This is a genomic window from Ruminococcus sp. SR1/5, assembly GCF_000209835.1.
Taxonomy (GTDB): domain Bacteria; phylum Bacillota; class Clostridia; order Lachnospirales; family Lachnospiraceae; genus Blautia_A; species Blautia_A fusiformis.
On record NC_021014.1, the window covers coordinates 3,225,389 to 3,241,650 of the forward strand.

General features: G+C 45.1%; 17 protein-coding genes. 7 read left to right on the forward strand and 10 right to left on the reverse strand.

Annotated elements, in window-relative coordinates:
• The first annotated feature begins 51 nt into the window (after positions 1–51).
• Complete coding sequence (locus CK1_RS16185; protein ID WP_015527216.1) at positions 52–489, forward strand: FMN-binding protein; 438 nt, start codon at positions 52–54, stop codon at positions 487–489.
• A 23-nt stretch (positions 490–512) separates the two neighbouring features.
• Here the strand turns inward: CK1_RS16185 and CK1_RS16190 are convergent, their stop codons facing one another.
• The 4 genes from CK1_RS16190 to CK1_RS16205 all read right to left on the reverse strand — a co-directional run bounded on the left by CK1_RS16190 (position 513) and on the right by CK1_RS16205 (position 5,406).
• Positions 513–2,462: an NAD(+) synthase gene (locus CK1_RS16190; protein WP_015527217.1), complete on the reverse strand. Its 1,950-nt coding sequence runs from the start codon at positions 2,460–2,462 to the stop codon at positions 513–515.
• Positions 2,463–2,481: 19 nt separating this feature from the next.
• Positions 2,482–3,363: an Hsp33 family molecular chaperone HslO gene (gene hslO, locus CK1_RS16195; RefSeq protein ID WP_015527218.1), complete on the reverse strand. Its 882-nt coding sequence runs from the start codon at positions 3,361–3,363 to the stop codon at positions 2,482–2,484.
• 16 nt (positions 3,364–3,379) lie between these two features.
• A complete protein-coding gene (locus CK1_RS16200) occupies positions 3,380–4,153 on the reverse strand; it encodes a class I SAM-dependent DNA methyltransferase (protein ID WP_306289002.1) in 774 nt (257 codons plus the stop codon).
• Between the two features lie 176 nt (positions 4,154–4,329).
• Entirely contained in the window at positions 4,330–5,406 is a 1,077-nt protein-coding gene (locus tag CK1_RS16205) for a hypothetical protein (protein ID WP_306289003.1), read from the reverse strand.
• Positions 5,407–5,905: 499 nt separating this feature from the next.
• Between CK1_RS16205 and CK1_RS16210 the strand changes: the two genes are divergently transcribed.
• A complete protein-coding gene (locus CK1_RS16210) occupies positions 5,906–6,493 on the forward strand; it encodes an ECF transporter S component (RefSeq protein WP_015527220.1) in 588 nt (195 codons plus the stop codon).
• Positions 6,494–6,516: 23 nt separating this feature from the next.
• The gene (locus CK1_RS16215; protein ID WP_015527221.1) at positions 6,517–7,647 is read left to right on the forward strand and encodes a pyridoxal-phosphate-dependent aminotransferase family protein; all 1,131 of its coding nucleotides are present in this window, start codon (positions 6,517–6,519) and stop codon (positions 7,645–7,647) included.
• A 90-nt stretch (positions 7,648–7,737) separates the two neighbouring features.
• On the opposite strand, the gene CK1_RS16220 is transcribed toward CK1_RS16215, so the two are convergent.
• From CK1_RS16220 to CK1_RS16230, 3 genes are all read right to left on the reverse strand, one after another.
• Complete coding sequence (locus CK1_RS16220; protein WP_015527222.1) at positions 7,738–8,433, reverse strand: carbohydrate ABC transporter permease; 696 nt, start codon at positions 8,431–8,433, stop codon at positions 7,738–7,740.
• Between the two features lie 124 nt (positions 8,434–8,557).
• Positions 8,558–9,439, reverse strand: coding sequence for a carbohydrate ABC transporter permease (locus CK1_RS16225; RefSeq protein WP_226843038.1), 882 nt, complete (start codon positions 9,437–9,439; stop codon positions 8,558–8,560).
• An 84-nt stretch (positions 9,440–9,523) separates the two neighbouring features.
• Positions 9,524–10,849, reverse strand: coding sequence for an ABC transporter substrate-binding protein (locus tag CK1_RS16230; RefSeq protein ID WP_015527223.1), 1,326 nt, complete (start codon positions 10,847–10,849; stop codon positions 9,524–9,526).
• A 283-nt stretch (positions 10,850–11,132) separates the two neighbouring features.
• On the opposite strand from CK1_RS16230, the gene CK1_RS16235 reads away from it, so the two are divergent.
• From CK1_RS16235 to CK1_RS16250, 4 genes are all read left to right on the forward strand, one after another.
• Complete coding sequence (locus CK1_RS16235; RefSeq protein ID WP_015527224.1) at positions 11,133–11,723, forward strand: hypothetical protein; 591 nt, start codon at positions 11,133–11,135, stop codon at positions 11,721–11,723.
• A 267-nt stretch (positions 11,724–11,990) separates the two neighbouring features.
• Positions 11,991–12,932, forward strand: a complete 942-nt coding sequence (locus tag CK1_RS16240; protein WP_306289004.1) for a sensor histidine kinase — start codon at positions 11,991–11,993, stop codon at positions 12,930–12,932.
• A 4-nt stretch (positions 12,933–12,936) separates the two neighbouring features.
• Positions 12,937–13,230, forward strand: a complete 294-nt coding sequence (locus CK1_RS16245; RefSeq protein WP_015527225.1) for a response regulator — start codon at positions 12,937–12,939, stop codon at positions 13,228–13,230.
• A 128-nt stretch (positions 13,231–13,358) separates the two neighbouring features.
• Positions 13,359–13,703: a helix-turn-helix transcriptional regulator gene (locus tag CK1_RS16250; protein ID WP_015527226.1), complete on the forward strand. Its 345-nt coding sequence runs from the start codon at positions 13,359–13,361 to the stop codon at positions 13,701–13,703.
• A gap of 98 nt (positions 13,704–13,801) precedes the next feature.
• On the opposite strand, the gene CK1_RS18605 is transcribed toward CK1_RS16250, so the two are convergent.
• From CK1_RS18605 to CK1_RS16260, 3 genes are read right to left on the reverse strand one after another with little or no spacing between them, the layout of a single operon-like run.
• A complete protein-coding gene (locus CK1_RS18605) occupies positions 13,802–15,151 on the reverse strand; it encodes a UvrD-helicase domain-containing protein (RefSeq protein WP_353611189.1) in 1,350 nt (449 codons plus the stop codon).
• 11 nt (positions 15,152–15,162) lie between these two features.
• Complete coding sequence (locus tag CK1_RS18610; RefSeq protein WP_015527227.1) at positions 15,163–15,903, reverse strand: helicase domain-containing protein; 741 nt, start codon at positions 15,901–15,903, stop codon at positions 15,163–15,165.
• A 5-nt stretch (positions 15,904–15,908) separates the two neighbouring features.
• Entirely contained in the window at positions 15,909–16,229 is a 321-nt protein-coding gene (locus CK1_RS16260) for a putative heavy metal-binding protein (protein WP_015527228.1), read from the reverse strand.
• Positions 16,230–16,262: the final 33 nt, after the last annotated feature.

Here is a 16,262-nt window from a genome sequence, read left to right on the forward strand (position 1 = left end):
ATCCTCCCTCCCGATAATAAACTATATAAAAAGCTTTGGGAGGCGTGCGCCATGAGTTCCAAAACCAGGATCATCGTCCTACATATGAAAGAGATCATTTACACAGCTGTCTTTCTGGCTCTCGCTGTTGTTCTGGCTGTCGTTCTTTTCTTCATGTTCGGTCCCGGAAAAAATGCCAGTCATACAGCCAGCGAAAAATCCCGCTACAAGCCGGGCGTCTATACCTCTTCCATCACCCTGAACGAGAATACCTTCGATGTGGAAGTTACTGTAAATGCTGACAGGATCAAGGCCATCCGTCTGGTGAATTTAAATGAAACCACAAAAGCTTCCTATCCTCTTATGGAACCGGTTCTGGATTCTTTGGCAAGTCAGATCTATTCCAGTCAGTCCCTGGAAGACATTCAGTACGCAGGAGACCGGAAATATACCTCCCAGGTACTCCTTTCAGCTATCACGGATGCAGTAAAAAAAGCGGAGAACACTTAAGCTCTCCGCTTTGCGATCTACGTTCAGATTTCAATCTTCTCCAGCACATCCTGCCAGATCCTTGCACTTGCATCACTTGGCATTCTGAGATCTCCTCTTGGAGAAAGTGCCACACTACCTACCTTCGGGCCATCCGGCAGACAGGAACGCTTGAACTGCTGGGCAAAAAATCTCCGATAGAAGGTTTTCAGCCATTTCAGGATCGTCTCTTTATCATAAATCCCATCAAAGGTCAGGCAGGCAAGCCTGTAGATCTTATCCGGTGTAAATCCTGCACGCAGCATGTAATACAGATAAAAATCATGAAGCTCATAAGGTCCTACCAGGTCCTCCGTCTTCTGGGCGATCTTGCCATCCTTAGGAGGAAGAAGCTCCGGGCTTACCGGAGTATCCAGGATATCCAGAAGAACCTCCTTCAGTTCCTCATCTCCGCAGGTATCCGCATAATAACGTACCAGATGACGTACCAGTGTCTTCGGGACAGAAGCATTTACACCATACATGGACATGTGATCGCCATTATAGGTTGCCCAGCCAAGAGCCAGCTCGGAAAGGTCTCCGGTTCCCACAAGAACGCCGCCTTCCTTGTTTGCCGTATCCATCAGGATCTGAGTACGCTCACGTGCCTGGCTGTTCTCATACGTCACATCGTGGATCTCCGGATCATGTCCGATATCCCGGAAATGGATATTTACCGCCTCTTTAATATTTACCTCGGTAAGCCTTGCACCAAGGCAGCGGCTTAACTTGCAGGCATTCTGATAGGTTCTGTCTGTGGTTCCAAAGCATGGCATGGTCACACAGTGGATCTGTTCTCTCGGCATTCCCATCCGGTCAAAGGCACGTGCCATTACAAGAAGCGCCAGGGTAGAATCCAGTCCTCCGGAAAGTCCTACCACCGCACTCCTGCTGTGGATATGCTCCATACGTTTCTTAAGTCCCATAGCCTGGATGTTCAGGATCTCCTCGCAGCGCTCATCACGCTCTTCCTTCACAGACGGAACGAAGGGATACTGTGGATATTTTCTGGTAAGTCTTGTTTTCTCCTCTGCTACGGAAAAATCGACTCTTGTATGACTGCAGGTAGAAACTGCCGGATACGTGGACATTCTTCTTCTCTCATCAGCCAGTCTCTGCACATCGATCTCACTGTAAATGATGCCGTTCTCAAAGCGTCTGCTTTCTGCAAGCATGGAACCGTTCTCTGCGATCATATTCTGTCCGCCAAACACGAGATCCTGGGTAGACTCCCCTTCCCCTGCACTGGCATAAATATATCCGCAGATCAGTCGTGCTGACTGCCCGCTTATCAGGGTTCTCCGGTAGGAATCCTTACCTACCATCTCATCACTGGCAGAAAGATTAACGATGATATGCGCACCGTTGACGGCATGACGGATACTTGGCGGCGCAGGGACCCAGAGATCCTCACAAAGCTCTGCTGCAACAGTGAATTCCGGAAATTCCTTACATTCAAAGATAAGCTCTGTTCCAAAAGGAATTTCATCCCAGAACTCATCCTCCTCATTTTTCTCGCACTTCAGGAAGTCCACAAATTCCACATCTTCTTCCTCTGCACCTGCAAACTGTCTCTGCTCATAAAACTCATTATAATTCGGAATATGCGTCTTCGGCACAAATCCCACGATACGGCCATGATTCAGAGCTGCTGCCACATTATAGAGCTTGCCTCTGTGACGCAGCGGGAGTCCCACAAAGATCAGGGCGTCCGTCTCCCTTGTCTCCTCCGCAATATGCAGAAGCTCATCCCACGCACTGTCCAGAAGACATCTCTGGAGAAAAAGATCGTGACAGGTATATCCTGTGATACAAAATTCCGGAAATACCATCAGCTTGACATGTTCCTTTTCCATTTCATGAATGGCCTTCAGGATTTCCTCTCCGTTTGCCTTGCAGTCTGCAACGGTAACTCTCGGCGTTGCCGCTGCCACCTTGATAAAACCATGCTTCATTTTTTCTTCCTCCCGAGTTTTATCGCTTGCACTCTCTTATGATCCTCTTAAGATCTTCCACGGTAAAATTATAATTCTTATTGCAGAAATGGCAGTTCATCTCAATGTCCTTGCCTTCCTGGATCATCTCGTTAAGTTCTTTTCTTCCGATGCTGATCAGCGCTTTTTCCACACGCTCTCTGCAGCAGTTACAATGGAACTGTGTGGGCAGTGTATCATTGATCTCTATGTCAAAGCCTTCCAGTACTTTTTCAAGAAGACTTTCCGGTGTGTGCCCCTGCTCCAGAAGATTGGTAACAGAATCGATCTTTGATACGTTTTCCTCAAGCTTTGCGATCACCTCTTCCTCTGCAAAAGGCATCAGCTGTACAATAAAGCCTCCCGCCTGACGGACTGTATTATCCTTATTCATCAGCACACCCAGTCCTACTGCAGACGGAACCTGCTCGCTGGTTGCAAAATAATAGGTGAGATCTTCTGCGATCTCGCTGGTCTGAAGAGCAACCTGTCCCACATATGGCTCTTTCAGTCCCATATCCTTGATCACATCCATAAAGCCTACGCCGACAGCTCCCGCAACATCCAGCTTGCCTTTGCTGTTTGCCGGGATACATACATCCGGATTCCCCACATAGCCCTTTACATTTCCGTGAGAATCTGCAGTTACTGTAATTCCCTGCAGTGGTCCTCCTGCATGGATCCGAAGTGTAAGGAGATCCTTTTCCCCTTTCATCATAGCTCCCATCATGGCACCGCCGGTAAGGAGACGTCCCAGTGCCGCTGTTGCCACCGGACTGGTGTTATGATTCTTTCTCGCTGTCTCCACCATATCGGTTGTAACAGCCGCAAATGCACGGATCTGGCTGTTTGCCGCTGTTGCTCTTACAATATAATCACTCATATAAAAATTTCCTCCTTTATTTCTCGTCTGACGGAATTTCCTTTCCATGTTCTCTGGCCACAAAAGTCAGTCTTCCGCTGTCCGGCTTCGGTACCTCCCTGGTGTATGCGTCATAAACCGCCAGCGGGATCAGGCCTGCCTTTTCAAGAAGTTCCCTTACTTTCTTCGGATCATAGGCCTTCTGGTAATGAATTTCCTCGTCTCTCTCATAAAGACCATCTTCTCTCGGAAGAAACAGAGTCAGATCATACACATTGATCCCGGTCTCCTCATCAAATTCATTTTCCCAGATAAAGCTTCCCTCTTCCCGATTCTCTGCAATAGTCGTATTTCCAAGCATTTCCCGGTATTTATACGGGGTGTTCATATCAAATATGAAAATTCCATCCGGATCAAGATAATTGTTCACCAGTTTAAATACAGTAAGCAGATCATCCTCCTCTGTGATGTAATTCATACAGTCACAGACGCTGACGACAGCACGTACCGTTCCATAAAGTTCAAACTCCCGCATATCCTGTTCCAGATAAAGGATCTCATGACCGGATTCTGCACGTTTTTCCATGGCTTCGCCAAGCATTTCCTCAGAGTTATCCACACCGATCATATCATAACCGGACTCAGCCAGAAGCTCTGTCATCACTCCGGTCCCACAGCCAAGTTCCAGCACGATCCCGTCTTCAATTCCGTATTCTTTAAGACTTCCTATAAGATATTCCGCCCATTTTTCATATTCCACATTATCCATGAAAATGTCATAAACTCTGGCGAAATCACTGTATGCTTCCATAAAAACCTCCAAATATTTTCCGGGCGTTCCATCGCCCGCAGCGTTCACATTATACCATGTCTTCCTGTATAAGTATACGCCTCTGACATAATATGACACAAAAAATCCGGGACCGCAGCCACAAAAGCTGTGATCCCGGAATTCTTATCTAACCGAATCTCCTGCTACTCCAGGCTTTACTGTACAGGCATATAGTATACGTCTGCAGCCTCACCGTGCCAGTAGAAGCTTGTTCCATCCTCTTCATATACATCACAGTCATACTGAGAAGAGAAGGTGAAACGGTTTCCTTCGTTATCCATCCATGCACCGTTTCCGTCCGGAACGATAACACGTGGTTTACCATCGGAGTTTCTGTAAATAGTTCTTGTCTCATCTGTGTTGCCAAGCTGCTCATCTGTAAATCCGCCATTTACGATAGCACCGGAGGAGCTGCTGTCAGTGGATGCAGTTCCATTGGAAGAACCGTCAGATGTACTGCTTCCGTCTGTAGATGTTCCGTCAGATGCTGCACTTCCGTCTGTAGATGTGCTTCCGTCGGCAGCTGTAGTTCCATCTGCTGCTGTTCCGTCAGAAGAAGCTGCGGCATTACCATCTGCAGATGCACTTCCGTCAGAGGAAGCTGCGGCATTACCTTTACCGGCAGTCTTGGCTGCAGAACCATTTGCCGCACTCTTCAGAGTGGAATCACCAAGGATCGCAAAGCTGTCGACAGACTCCTGAACCTTTTTCAGAGCATCCTCTTTTTTAACAGATGCCACAAGGCTGTAATACTCGCTGTCATTTACAAAGTATTTATTGATAGCATATACATAACCGTCACTCTTGGTCGTATCCTTATATTTCACAGTATAAGAATAAATGTTGATTCCGTCTTTCTGATCTGCCTTGTAATCCTGGATCTCAAAATCGGTTCCATTTACCATGTTCTCTGCCTGTGTCATGGAAACTGCCATATCCTGGGAGTTCGGGATCACTGCGGATTCCAGATCTGCGCCGGATCCGTGAAGGATCAGGATCCTGCCCTGGTCCGGAGACTCGAAGCTTACCATATCTGTCTCGTCGGACTTGTTGGACCAAGTTGCATCCGGAAGCTTGATCGCTACGGATTTATCCTTGGATGTATAGGTTGTATTCTGTGCGTCTGCTGCAACAGTCGGTGTAACCTTCGCTTTTTTCGCCGGTGTCGGAGTAGGAGTAGACTCCACAACCACGCTGTCCTCTTTTCCTCTTCCGAAACTACATGCCGTCATGACACCAGAAAGAGCAACAGTCATAGCTAAAAGTGCAATAAATTTTTATTCTTCATAGTATCCTCCTCATAATCATCATCAGTCACAAAGTGTGTCCGGAATATTCACTTCTGAACACACTCTTTGCTATAGTTTACGATTTTATTACAGCTTTGTCAATTGATTTCTCCCTATACTTTATGAATATCCTGTAAGCAGATATCCTGCTCCGTACAGGATTTTTCTAACATTATAATCTTCCCGGATATACCTATCTTATTCTCTTCTTCTGCTGATCCTGTATTTCCCGTTTTACGTCTTCATTACGAAAGCTCTGTTTATTCCCCCACCAAGTAAGCCTCCTGTTTTAATGACAAATATCCCCCTTGAATCTGTCCCTTCTTTTTTTCTATAATTGTGTCTTTATTCATACACACTCGTGTTGTAAAGTATACCCAACCAAAAATATATGAAAAGAGGACATCCATACATCGATGTTTTCAGGAAAGGATCTATCACTATGGAAAAAGCAGTTCAGACATCTCAGAGAACTGACCAGGAGCTTTCATCTGTTCAGTTTCTCACCATTACAGCCGCATTTGTTGCACTGACTTATATCTTCACCGCATTTATTAATGTTAAGCTTCCGATCGCAGCCAACGGCGGACTGATCCACCTTGGAAATGTGCCGTTATTCATCGGTGCCATTTTATTTGGAAAGAAAACCGGAGCCATTGCCGGTGGAATCGGAATGGGTCTCTTTGACCTTCTCTCCGGATGGACCCTGTGGGCACCATTTACTCTTATTATTGTAGGGATCATGGGCTTCACAGTAGGTAAGCTCACAGAGGATCCCCGGCACCAGAACATGAAATGGTATGTGATCGCCATTGCCGCAGCCTGCGTGATCAAGGTTGCAGGATACTACATTGCAGAGGTTATCATCTATGGAAATCCACTGGCACCGGTATCTTCCATCCCGGGAAACCTGGTCCAGATCGGTGTTGCAGCTGTCATCGTTCTCATAGTGATCACACCATTAAACCTTGCAGCAAGAAAAACCGGATTAAAAAACAGCTGTAACAGCTGCCGTAATTTGCGAAAATAATATAAAGATCAAGAGGTGAGCTTATGTATAAGATCATGACACCGGGACCTACACAGGTCGCAGAAAATGTCCGTCTGGCAAGAAGCATGGAATGCACAAATCCGGATCTGGACGAAGATTTTGTCGAATTTTATAAAGAAACCTGCGAGAAGATCAGCTCTCTTCTCCATACCTCCAACGAAACTCTCATCTTAAGCGGTGAGGGTATCCTTGGACTGGAGGCTGCCATTGCTTCCATGACTGAGCCCGGAGATAAGGTTCTTGTTCTGGACAATGGTATCTACGGAAAAGGCTTTGCCGATTTTGTTTCCATGTACAGAGGCAGACCGGAGCTTTATACCAGAGATTATCAGAACACTCTCGATGTAAAGGAACTGGAAGCCTTCCTTGCGGATAACCATGACTACAAATATGCAACCGTAGTACACGGCGATACTCCAAGTGGCATGCTCAACGATGTATCTGCCATCTGCCCGCTTCTTAAAAAATACGGGATCCTTACCGTTGTAGATTCTGTCTCCGCTTCCTTCGGCGAGCCTCTGAACATTGATGCATGCCAGATCGATATCATGTGCGGCGGATCACAGAAGGTGGTATCTGCACCTCCGGGACTTACCTTTGTTGTAGTCAGCAGTGATGCAAAGAAATCCATGGCAGACCGTAAGACACCAATTGCTTCTTTCTATGCCAATCTTACAGCTTTTGCACATTATTACGAAGAGAAATGGTTTCCATATACAATGCCGATCAGCGATATCTACGGACTCCGCGCTGCCATTGACAACATCGCAGCAGACCCTGCCATCCTCTCCCGCCACGCAAAGATCGCCAGTGCCTCCAGAAAGGCCATCTCAGGCGCAGGCCTGAACCTTTACCTGCACAGCGGATATTCCAGTACAGTTACTGTTTTTGAAGTACCGGAGGGCACAACAGCCGAAGCGATCCTTGAGGGAGTAAAAAAAGACTACAACATTATGCTGGCAGGTTCCTTCGATGTCCTGGCTGGCAAAGTGATCCGCATCGGACATATGGGAAACAACGCTACATTCTATAATGTAAGAGAAGTTTTCGCAGCCCTGGACGGGACTTTACGCAGGCTTGGCGTTCCGCTTAAGGCTTCCATGGAGGATATCTTCTGCAAAAACATGCAGTAATTTCTGAGATTTCAATAGTAAAAAGCACTGTAAGATAAATCCAACTTTTCATCTCGCAGTGCTTTTTTATAATTCTTATAATATTTTTCTTTATTCTTTTACCGCACCGGATGTCATACCACCTACGATGTATTTCTGGCCGATCATGTAAACAATGATAACCGGGATACAGGTAAGTACGATATCAGCAAAAATATAGTTCCAGTAACTCTTGTTCTTTCCGAAGAACTGATATACAGCCATTGTCATCGGGAAGAGACGGCTCTTGCTTGACAGATACAAAGGTGTGAGGAAATCACTCCATACTGTCATGAACTGAAGGATAAAACATGTTACCATAGTTGGTTTCAGAAGTGGCATGATGATCTTGAAGAACAGGCTTAACGGGCCTGCGCCGTCGATAACAGCAGCCTCGTCCAACTCAACCGGGACAGAGATTACGAAGTTACGGATGGTAAATACACAGAACGGAATCATTGCACTGGTAAATACCATGATAATGCCAACTCTTGTATCGTTCAGGTGCAGTGTACTGAGTACACGTACCAATGTTACATAGTTGACCGGGAAGAACAGTCCGCAAAGTACAAAGTAATACAGGAATACATTCAATTTTGTTCTCTTACGGCACATAACAAATGCAGCCATGGAGCAAAGTACAACGCCAAGTGTTGTAGCGATCAGCGCATATGCAAAACTGTTCAGGAATCCCTGGATCAGGCTTCCTTTTTCAATAACCTCAGAGTAGTTGGAAAATACCCACTCTGTAGGAAGTGCCAGACTCATTCTGGCTGCCTCTGCTTTTGTCTTAAAAGAGTTGATCAATACCATATAAAATGGAAGCACGACACATAAGCAAAGCAGGATACATACAACATGTTTTAATAAATTCTGAATTCTTTTTTTGCCATTACTGCTGTACCTCCTGTTTACTTAATGTCTTAACAATAAATACACCTATGATCGCTGTAATTACAAGAAGAACAGTATTCAATGCAGAAGACATTCCATACTGGCCTCTGGAATAGAGCTGGAATGCATAAGTTGTAAGAACCTCTGTTGCATGTCCAGGACCGCCGTTTGTAAGTACATAAACAATATCGAATACTTTCAGACCATATGTAATACCAAATACAAGGTTGATCATGATAGCACCACTCAGCATCGGAAGTGTTACATACCGAAGTCTCTGCCAGAAGTTTGCACCATCGATCTGCGCAGCCTCATAATAAGATTTCGGAATCGTATTCAGACCTGCAAGGAAGATAGTCATGACATAACCAATGCCTCTCCACGCATCTACACCATAGATAGATTTCCATACAATAGCCAGATCAGACAGCCATTTCTGTTTGAAGATTCCAAGATGGAATGCATCAAGAAGTGTGTTTAAAAGTCCGTTATTATAATTCAGGATGGATTTAAATACAAGACCAATGATTACAAAAGGCAGAATAGACGGCAGGTAGAGCAATGTTCTGTAAAGCCCTTTGCCTTTAAGTCCCTCCTGAAGCATAATCGCGATCAGAAGAGCCGGGATCAGCTTAACGATGTTGGAAATGATAGTAAACTTCAATGTATTGCCAATACCGCTCAGATAAGACTTATCTGATGTAAAAATCTCAGCAAAATTCTGCAGTCCCACAAAATGAGTACCATTAAGAACACTTCTGGAGTTCCAGTCTGTAAAGGAGTAACCAACACCCATTACACTGGGAAGCAGGAAAAAAATGATATATAATGCCAACGGCAGTATCAGAAACCACTGTGGATAGATTCTCTTCTTATTCACAGAAAGCACCTCCTGTTTTAAGTTAAAACAGAGCCGGCAAATACCGGCTCTGCCTTCGGGTCAACTAGTTTTAAGTTCTGTTATTTATTTCCAGTTCTCGTCGCCTACAGTTTTTGCTGCCTCAGCACGGTTGGTATCCATGTTCTTAAGAACATCATTTGCTTCCATCTCGCCCTGGCAGAATGCAACCATATCCTGACCAAACTGTGTCCAGTAATCGTTTGTATATTTTGTACCTGTCTGAAGTGTTACAACAGCCTTCTTGTCATCCGGAACTGTTTTAAGGAACTCCTGCTCCTCCGGCAGCCAGTGCTGCTCAAGCTTGTCATCGTTAACGTCAAGGTTTGTGTATGCCGGAGAGTTGTCAAGAATTTCCTGAAGGCTCTCTGTTGTTGTAACGAAGTTGAAGAACTCTTTTACAAGATCCTCATGCTCTGTTCCCTTGTAACCAAACATTGTCGGGCCGGAGTTGCTGCTTGGATACCAGGTATTGTCGCCAAGTGGCTCAAGGAACATTCCAAACTCATCAGATGTGCCTGTGTCTTCCTGGATCTGTTTGATGAAACTGGAATTTGCAAGTGCCATTGCACAGTTTCTGTCACCAAATTCGTTAGACATGTTTGTACTGTCTGTTCCGATCCAGTCTTCTCCGAAGTATCCTGCATCAGAGAGTTCTTTGAACTCATTCAGAACTTCAAGCATCTTCTCGTTATCTGCAAATGTTGCTTTGTTTTCATTTAATTCGTCATAAAGACCAGGTGTTGCTTCTTCATAAACGCCGCCGATCTGGAAAAATGCCAGCTGATGCTGCCATCCATCTGCACCAGGCATGAACCAAGGTGTGATTCCTGCATCCTGGATCTTACCGCAGAGTTCTTTCAGCTCATCATATGTTGTCGGTACTTCCCAGCCGTTCTCTTCGAACAGTGTCTTATTGTAAACCATTACATACTCCGGAGATGCGTTCCAGATCTGAAGTCCGTACAGTTTGTCATTGTATACGCAGGACTCTTTTCTTGTCTCCGGCATAACATTCTCCCAGGAAGCTCCTGTAAAGTCGATGCAGTATTTCTCAGGATCAACGATGGTAGATTCAATTGCAAACGGGTTGGACTGGATCCAGAAGATATCTGCACAGGAATCTGTAGCAAGTTTGGACTGAAGAAGATCTGAATACTGATCAGCCGGAATTGTCTGAAGGTCTACGGTAACATCGTAGGTATCCTCAAAACGTTTAATTGTCTCATCGTAACGATTGTCCATCCATCCTGCTGAAACCAGGATGCTGAGCTCCTCGCCTGCGAAATCGCTCTTCTCATCCGCTGCAGATACGTTCACTGCAAGTCCTGTCGTCATGGAAGCGATCATTGCTGCTGCACAGGCTACTGCCAGAAATCTCTTTCTTTTCATTAATGTTTCCTCCTTTTTTGAACTGATTTTTCGTTCTCTCTTGATGATATTAGTTTATCATCTGATCATTTTAAAAGCCATGGATATTCCTGCCCTGTATTTGTACTTTTTTCACAGTTTATTATACTTTTTTCATATTTTCCGTAACTATACACAAGTTTCTATTGACATTTTCAAGCACTATTTCAGAATTACATTTTTACGGTTTGTACTTTTTTACAAATGTGCTATACTTTTAGCCAATGTTTTGCACGACCATTTCACACACAGGGAGCTTACCAATATGAAAACACGCAGTCTGCAGTCCAAACTTTTTATCGCCTATCTTGGCATGGCCTGCCTGATCCTTTTTTCTTTTGCCATATTCTTTTATGTTTTTGCATCCGGGCAGCTGAAGAAAAGCCAGATCAGTGCCATGAGCACCTTAAATTCCACATTTCAGTCCCAGGTAGACTCTGCAATCCAGAATCTTGACACTGTATCTGTAAACATCAATTACAGCAACATGTCGAAATCCGTTCTCGACCAGAAATTTGACCTTAATATTTCCGATGAAATGCTTTCTGCCATGTCCGATCTTTTTATCTCCTTAAGCGGCACTGAATTGAAAGCAGATCAGGTAAATCTTTACGATTTCTCCGGATATGTGCTCCAGGCCGGCCTTTCCACCATGGTCAAAAAAGCGACGACTCTCATAATGAATGGATCCAGAAAGCCCGTGAAGCCAACGGAAAAAAGTCCTGACAGCTCCTTACAGCACTTACGTCTATTCCAAATCTGCCCGCTATCCCCAGTGGTTCATCTCCCTGTACCGCTCCTTCACCAACCAGTACGGCCGTGGTGTCGGCGTGATCGAAACCGCCAAACAATGTAAATCCATCTTTAAGAGCATCATTTCCTATGAGAAAAAAATCACGGAAATGCTGCCAGTGTCTATGTTTTCAATGAGTCCGGCGATCTTATCTATCCTTATGATATCACAGCCGACGATACCAATGATATTTCAAAATATTACAAACTTACTGATTCTGACCAGGATACCCTTACCATACAGAGTCCCGTCACAGATCAGAAAGAATATGTCTCCAGACTGAATTCCGCATATACAGGCTACACTTATCTGACTATCCAACCGGAATCTGTGATCCTTGCCCCTGCATACAAAATGCTGAAGATCCTTCTGGCTGTTGTTGCTACTTTTCTTGCCGCAGCAGTAATCGTTTCCTACAGGCTTTCCCGCTCTGTAGTAAAACCGGTGAAACACCTGAAGCACATTATCCAGCGTATGGAATTGGACACTCTCGGCCAGGAAAAAGTCACTTCCTATCCGGTTTCCGTCAATGAACTGGAAGAACTGTATCAGGCATTCCAGCTGATGAGCGATAACCTAAAAGATTCCATGACTCAGCTTAACGAAGCCAAGGAGCAGGAAATGAAAGCACGCAGCATGGCTTTGCAGAGTCAGATTAATCCTCATTTTTATTACAACTCTCTTTCCAGCATTATGGTGCTTGCAGAAAACGGAGATACGGATACCGTGGAAAAAATGTGCCGCAATCTTTCCAGGATCATGCGTTATATTACCAATACTGCTGAAACAACTGTAACACTCCGCGAAGAGCTTGATTATGTCCAGAAATATCTCTACTGCATGAAGGTCCGCTACCAGTCCAGTCTGAATTATTCCATTGATGTGGATGAATCTCTTCTGGATCAGCCGGTTCCGAAGCTGATCATCCAGCCTATTGTGGAAAACGCTATCAAATATGGTTCTGACTGCGAACCGCCATGGACTATCACAATCAGCAGTACAATAAACCAAAACAGCTGGCAGATCGATGTTACAGACACCGGACCGGGATTCACTGAAAAAGCCAAGAAAAAAATAAATTCAGATATCATGAATGCCATTCGAAATCCCGGCATGCCTGCTTTGAAGATCAACGGTCTTGGCACTGTCAATGTATTTCTCCGCTGGAAACTCTTCTGCAAAGATGACATCATTTTCAGGTATGGAAATACAGCGGACGGCCACGGAATTGTTTCTATTGGACGGTATTTTCAGACAGATGCGGAGGAATAATACTATGAACTATACTGTTATTGTGGCAGAAGATGAAGAACTTCTTCTGAATAATCTGGTACATAAGATTGAAAAAGCAGATCCTGATTTTCAGGTGATCGGCACAGCACAGACAGGTGCACAGGCCCTCTCACTGGTGGAACAGATGAGCCCGGATGTGGTATTTACGGATATCAAGATGCCCGTCATGGACGGAATCACCCTGCTCACCAGGATCCGTGATCAGTTTCCCTTTACGAAATTTGTGATCACCAGCGGATTTTCTGATTTTGAATACGCAAAAAAGCCATCACGCTGAAGGTTTCTGATTACCTTCTGAAGCCTGTAGATCCGGACGAACTCCAAAATGTTCTCCTTAAGATCAAACAGGAACTTCAGATCAAACGTGATGACTACGAAACCGTATTCGCCCCAGGTGCTTCCTGCATGTCACCGGGACAGATTGCAGAGCTTCTCAAGAACTTCATGGTACAGAATTATGCAGAGGATATCAACCTGAACCTGATTGCAGGAACCATGAACTACAGTCCCAGCTACCTGACCAAAATCTTCTGTCAGGTCTATGACTGCACCCCTACCAAATATCTGATCAATCTCCGGATGAGCCATGCACAGAAGCTGCTGATCCATGAGCCTTCCCTTTCTGTAAAACAGATCGGTGAAATGTGCGGCTATCACGACCAGGGATATTTCAGCAGGATCTTTAAGAAACATACAGGGAAAAGCCCTCTGGAATATAAAGATGAGGGAGAGAGCCAGCAGATCAGTTAATAAATTTTCCAGGTATATATAAACAAAAAAGTCATTTCACGACGTCCGGTTATGCTCTGTTCCCAAAGCATCCGGCTTCTGAAATGACTTTTTATATTTTATTTCACAACTTCATACATATACAATTCATGAAGAGCTCTCGTCGCCGCAATATATCTCGCCCGCTCCACGATCGGACTTCGGTCTTGCCCAGGAAATACAGAAAATACCTGATCAAACTCCAGACCCTTTGCCATGTAGAATGTTGTGACAGTCAGGCCTTTTTGGAAGTTTGTGCTGTCTCTGTGAAGAAGGGACAAACGCTCCTTGGTATCAAAGCCTTCTGCTTCCAGCTTCTCCTTCAGAATGTAGTAAGTTTCCCTTGCTTCATCTGCAGTTCTTGCGATCACTGCTGCTGTTTCATATGAAATAATATCTTCAACACCTTCATCTGCATTCTCAGCTATGACTGCCTGCTTCTCAAGCCGCAGCTCTCTCACTACGCTCTCCAGTGCCTCCTCAAGCCCCGGAAATTCTTTTTCCACAACAGGTTTTCCATGACGTTCAAAAAGCTCCACTTCCGTAATTCCCGCCAGTTTATTGGCATAAGACGCAATCTCAACAGTATTACGGTAGCTCTTGTTCATCACGATCCTGCGTATATCTTTTCCAAAGATCTTAGGCAGAAATGTCAGCACATCCTGTTGCTCGCCGTCCATAGTCTGTTCTCTGTCCCCAAGAATAGTCATCCTGCATTTAAAGAGTCTCTGAATGATCAAATACTGGATCATGGAATAATCCTGCATCTCATCCACGATCAGATGGCGCACACCGGAATCCTCCTGCTGAGTTTCCAGCCGATATTTCAGATACAAAACCGGATACACATCCTCATAGCGCAGCTTTCTTTTTTCATACTGAACCTGTGGAAGAGAAGGAAAACCCTCCTGTCTCAGGAAACGGTTGTACAGCACATAGAGATCTCTTGTCTCATACATCCTGTAGAAACGGTTCTTCACAGCCTCCCTTTCCTCATCCGGAAGATCGAATCCCTTAAGAGTCTCCACCTCATCAATGAAATATTCTGCTACTGCATCCATTCTGGAAAGCAGCGGGATATCCATGAATTTAAAGTAAAAAAGCTCTATGATCTCCTGCTCTTTTTTGACCACGCCTCTGTGTTCCACATCACGGAAGTTCATAAGGCTGTCCTCAAGCTCCACCAGATATCCTTCCATACGATCCAGAAAATCCCGTGACAGTTTCTCTTTCAGAAGCTTTTCATCGCATAATCCTGCAATCTGACGCTCGATCAGATCATATCTGTCTTCACAGTCAGAAACAGCATTTTTCAGTCTCTTGTATGCAAAAAGGTCAAAGCTCATCTCCCGGATATTCTCCTCGCCAAGCTCCGGCAGGATATGGGAAATATAGTCCGAGAACACCCCATTCGGTGAAAGCACCAGCACAGAAGAAGATTTCAGATTTTCCTGTCATGATACAGGAGATAAGCGATCCTGTGCAGGGCAATGGAAGTCTTTCCGCTTCCTGCTGCTCCCTGGATCACCATGATACGATCCGAAGTGTTTCGGATGATCGCATTCTGCTCCTTCTGGATCGTGCGGATAATATTCTTCAGCTGTACATCACCGTTGCTTCCAAGCTCTGCCTTCAGGATCTCATCGTCGATCTTCACATCACTCTCAAACTCATAGATCATTTTTCCACCGCGGATCTTGTACTGCCACTTGGCAACAATATCCCCGTGGATCTCGCCAAGCGGAGCCTGGTAGGAAGCCGGTCCCTTGTCAAAATCATAGAACAGTCCGGACACAGGTGCTCTCCAGTCATAGATCAGCGGAAGTCCGCCGTTCTCCTCAGCCAGGTTCGCAATTCCGATATAAAATATCTCCGGCTCATCTTCTCCTTCATAGCAGAAATCCACCCTTCCGAAAAACGGTGAATCCATCATCTTCCTGAATCTCCGACGCAGTTCGATCTTCTCATTGCTGGCATTGATCTCATGGAGAAGTGCCTGCTGGTTATCAAAATTCTCATATCCGTACTGGTCCATCTCTGTATAGTTTTCCCAGTAGTACTCATGCATACCTTCGATTTCTTTCTGCCCGACCTCTATGGATTCATCCAGCTGTGCGATCCTGTGCTTCAATGTCTCTGTCACATGTGAAAGGTATTCACGTCCGTTTTTTACCGCTGCCATAAGCCTTAATCCACCACTACAGCAGTTCCACTTGCTGTTACCATCAGCATTCCATTATCTGCACCAAGCACTTCGTAGTCAATATCCACACCGATCACTGCATTAGCTCCCATTGCACCTGCACGCTGCTCCAGCTCTGCCAGGGCTTCTCCTCTGGCTTTCTGAAGTTCTTCCTCATAACCGGCGCTTCTGCCGCCAAAGAAATTCCGAAGACCTGCTCCAAGATCTTTCATGAAATTTACTCCTGTGATCACTTCTCCGAATGCGATTCCTTTATATTCACGGATTGCTCTTCCCTCTACAGATGGCGTTGTTGTTATGATCATGGTAAAATCCTCCCGTTTCTGTTGTTTTTTCTC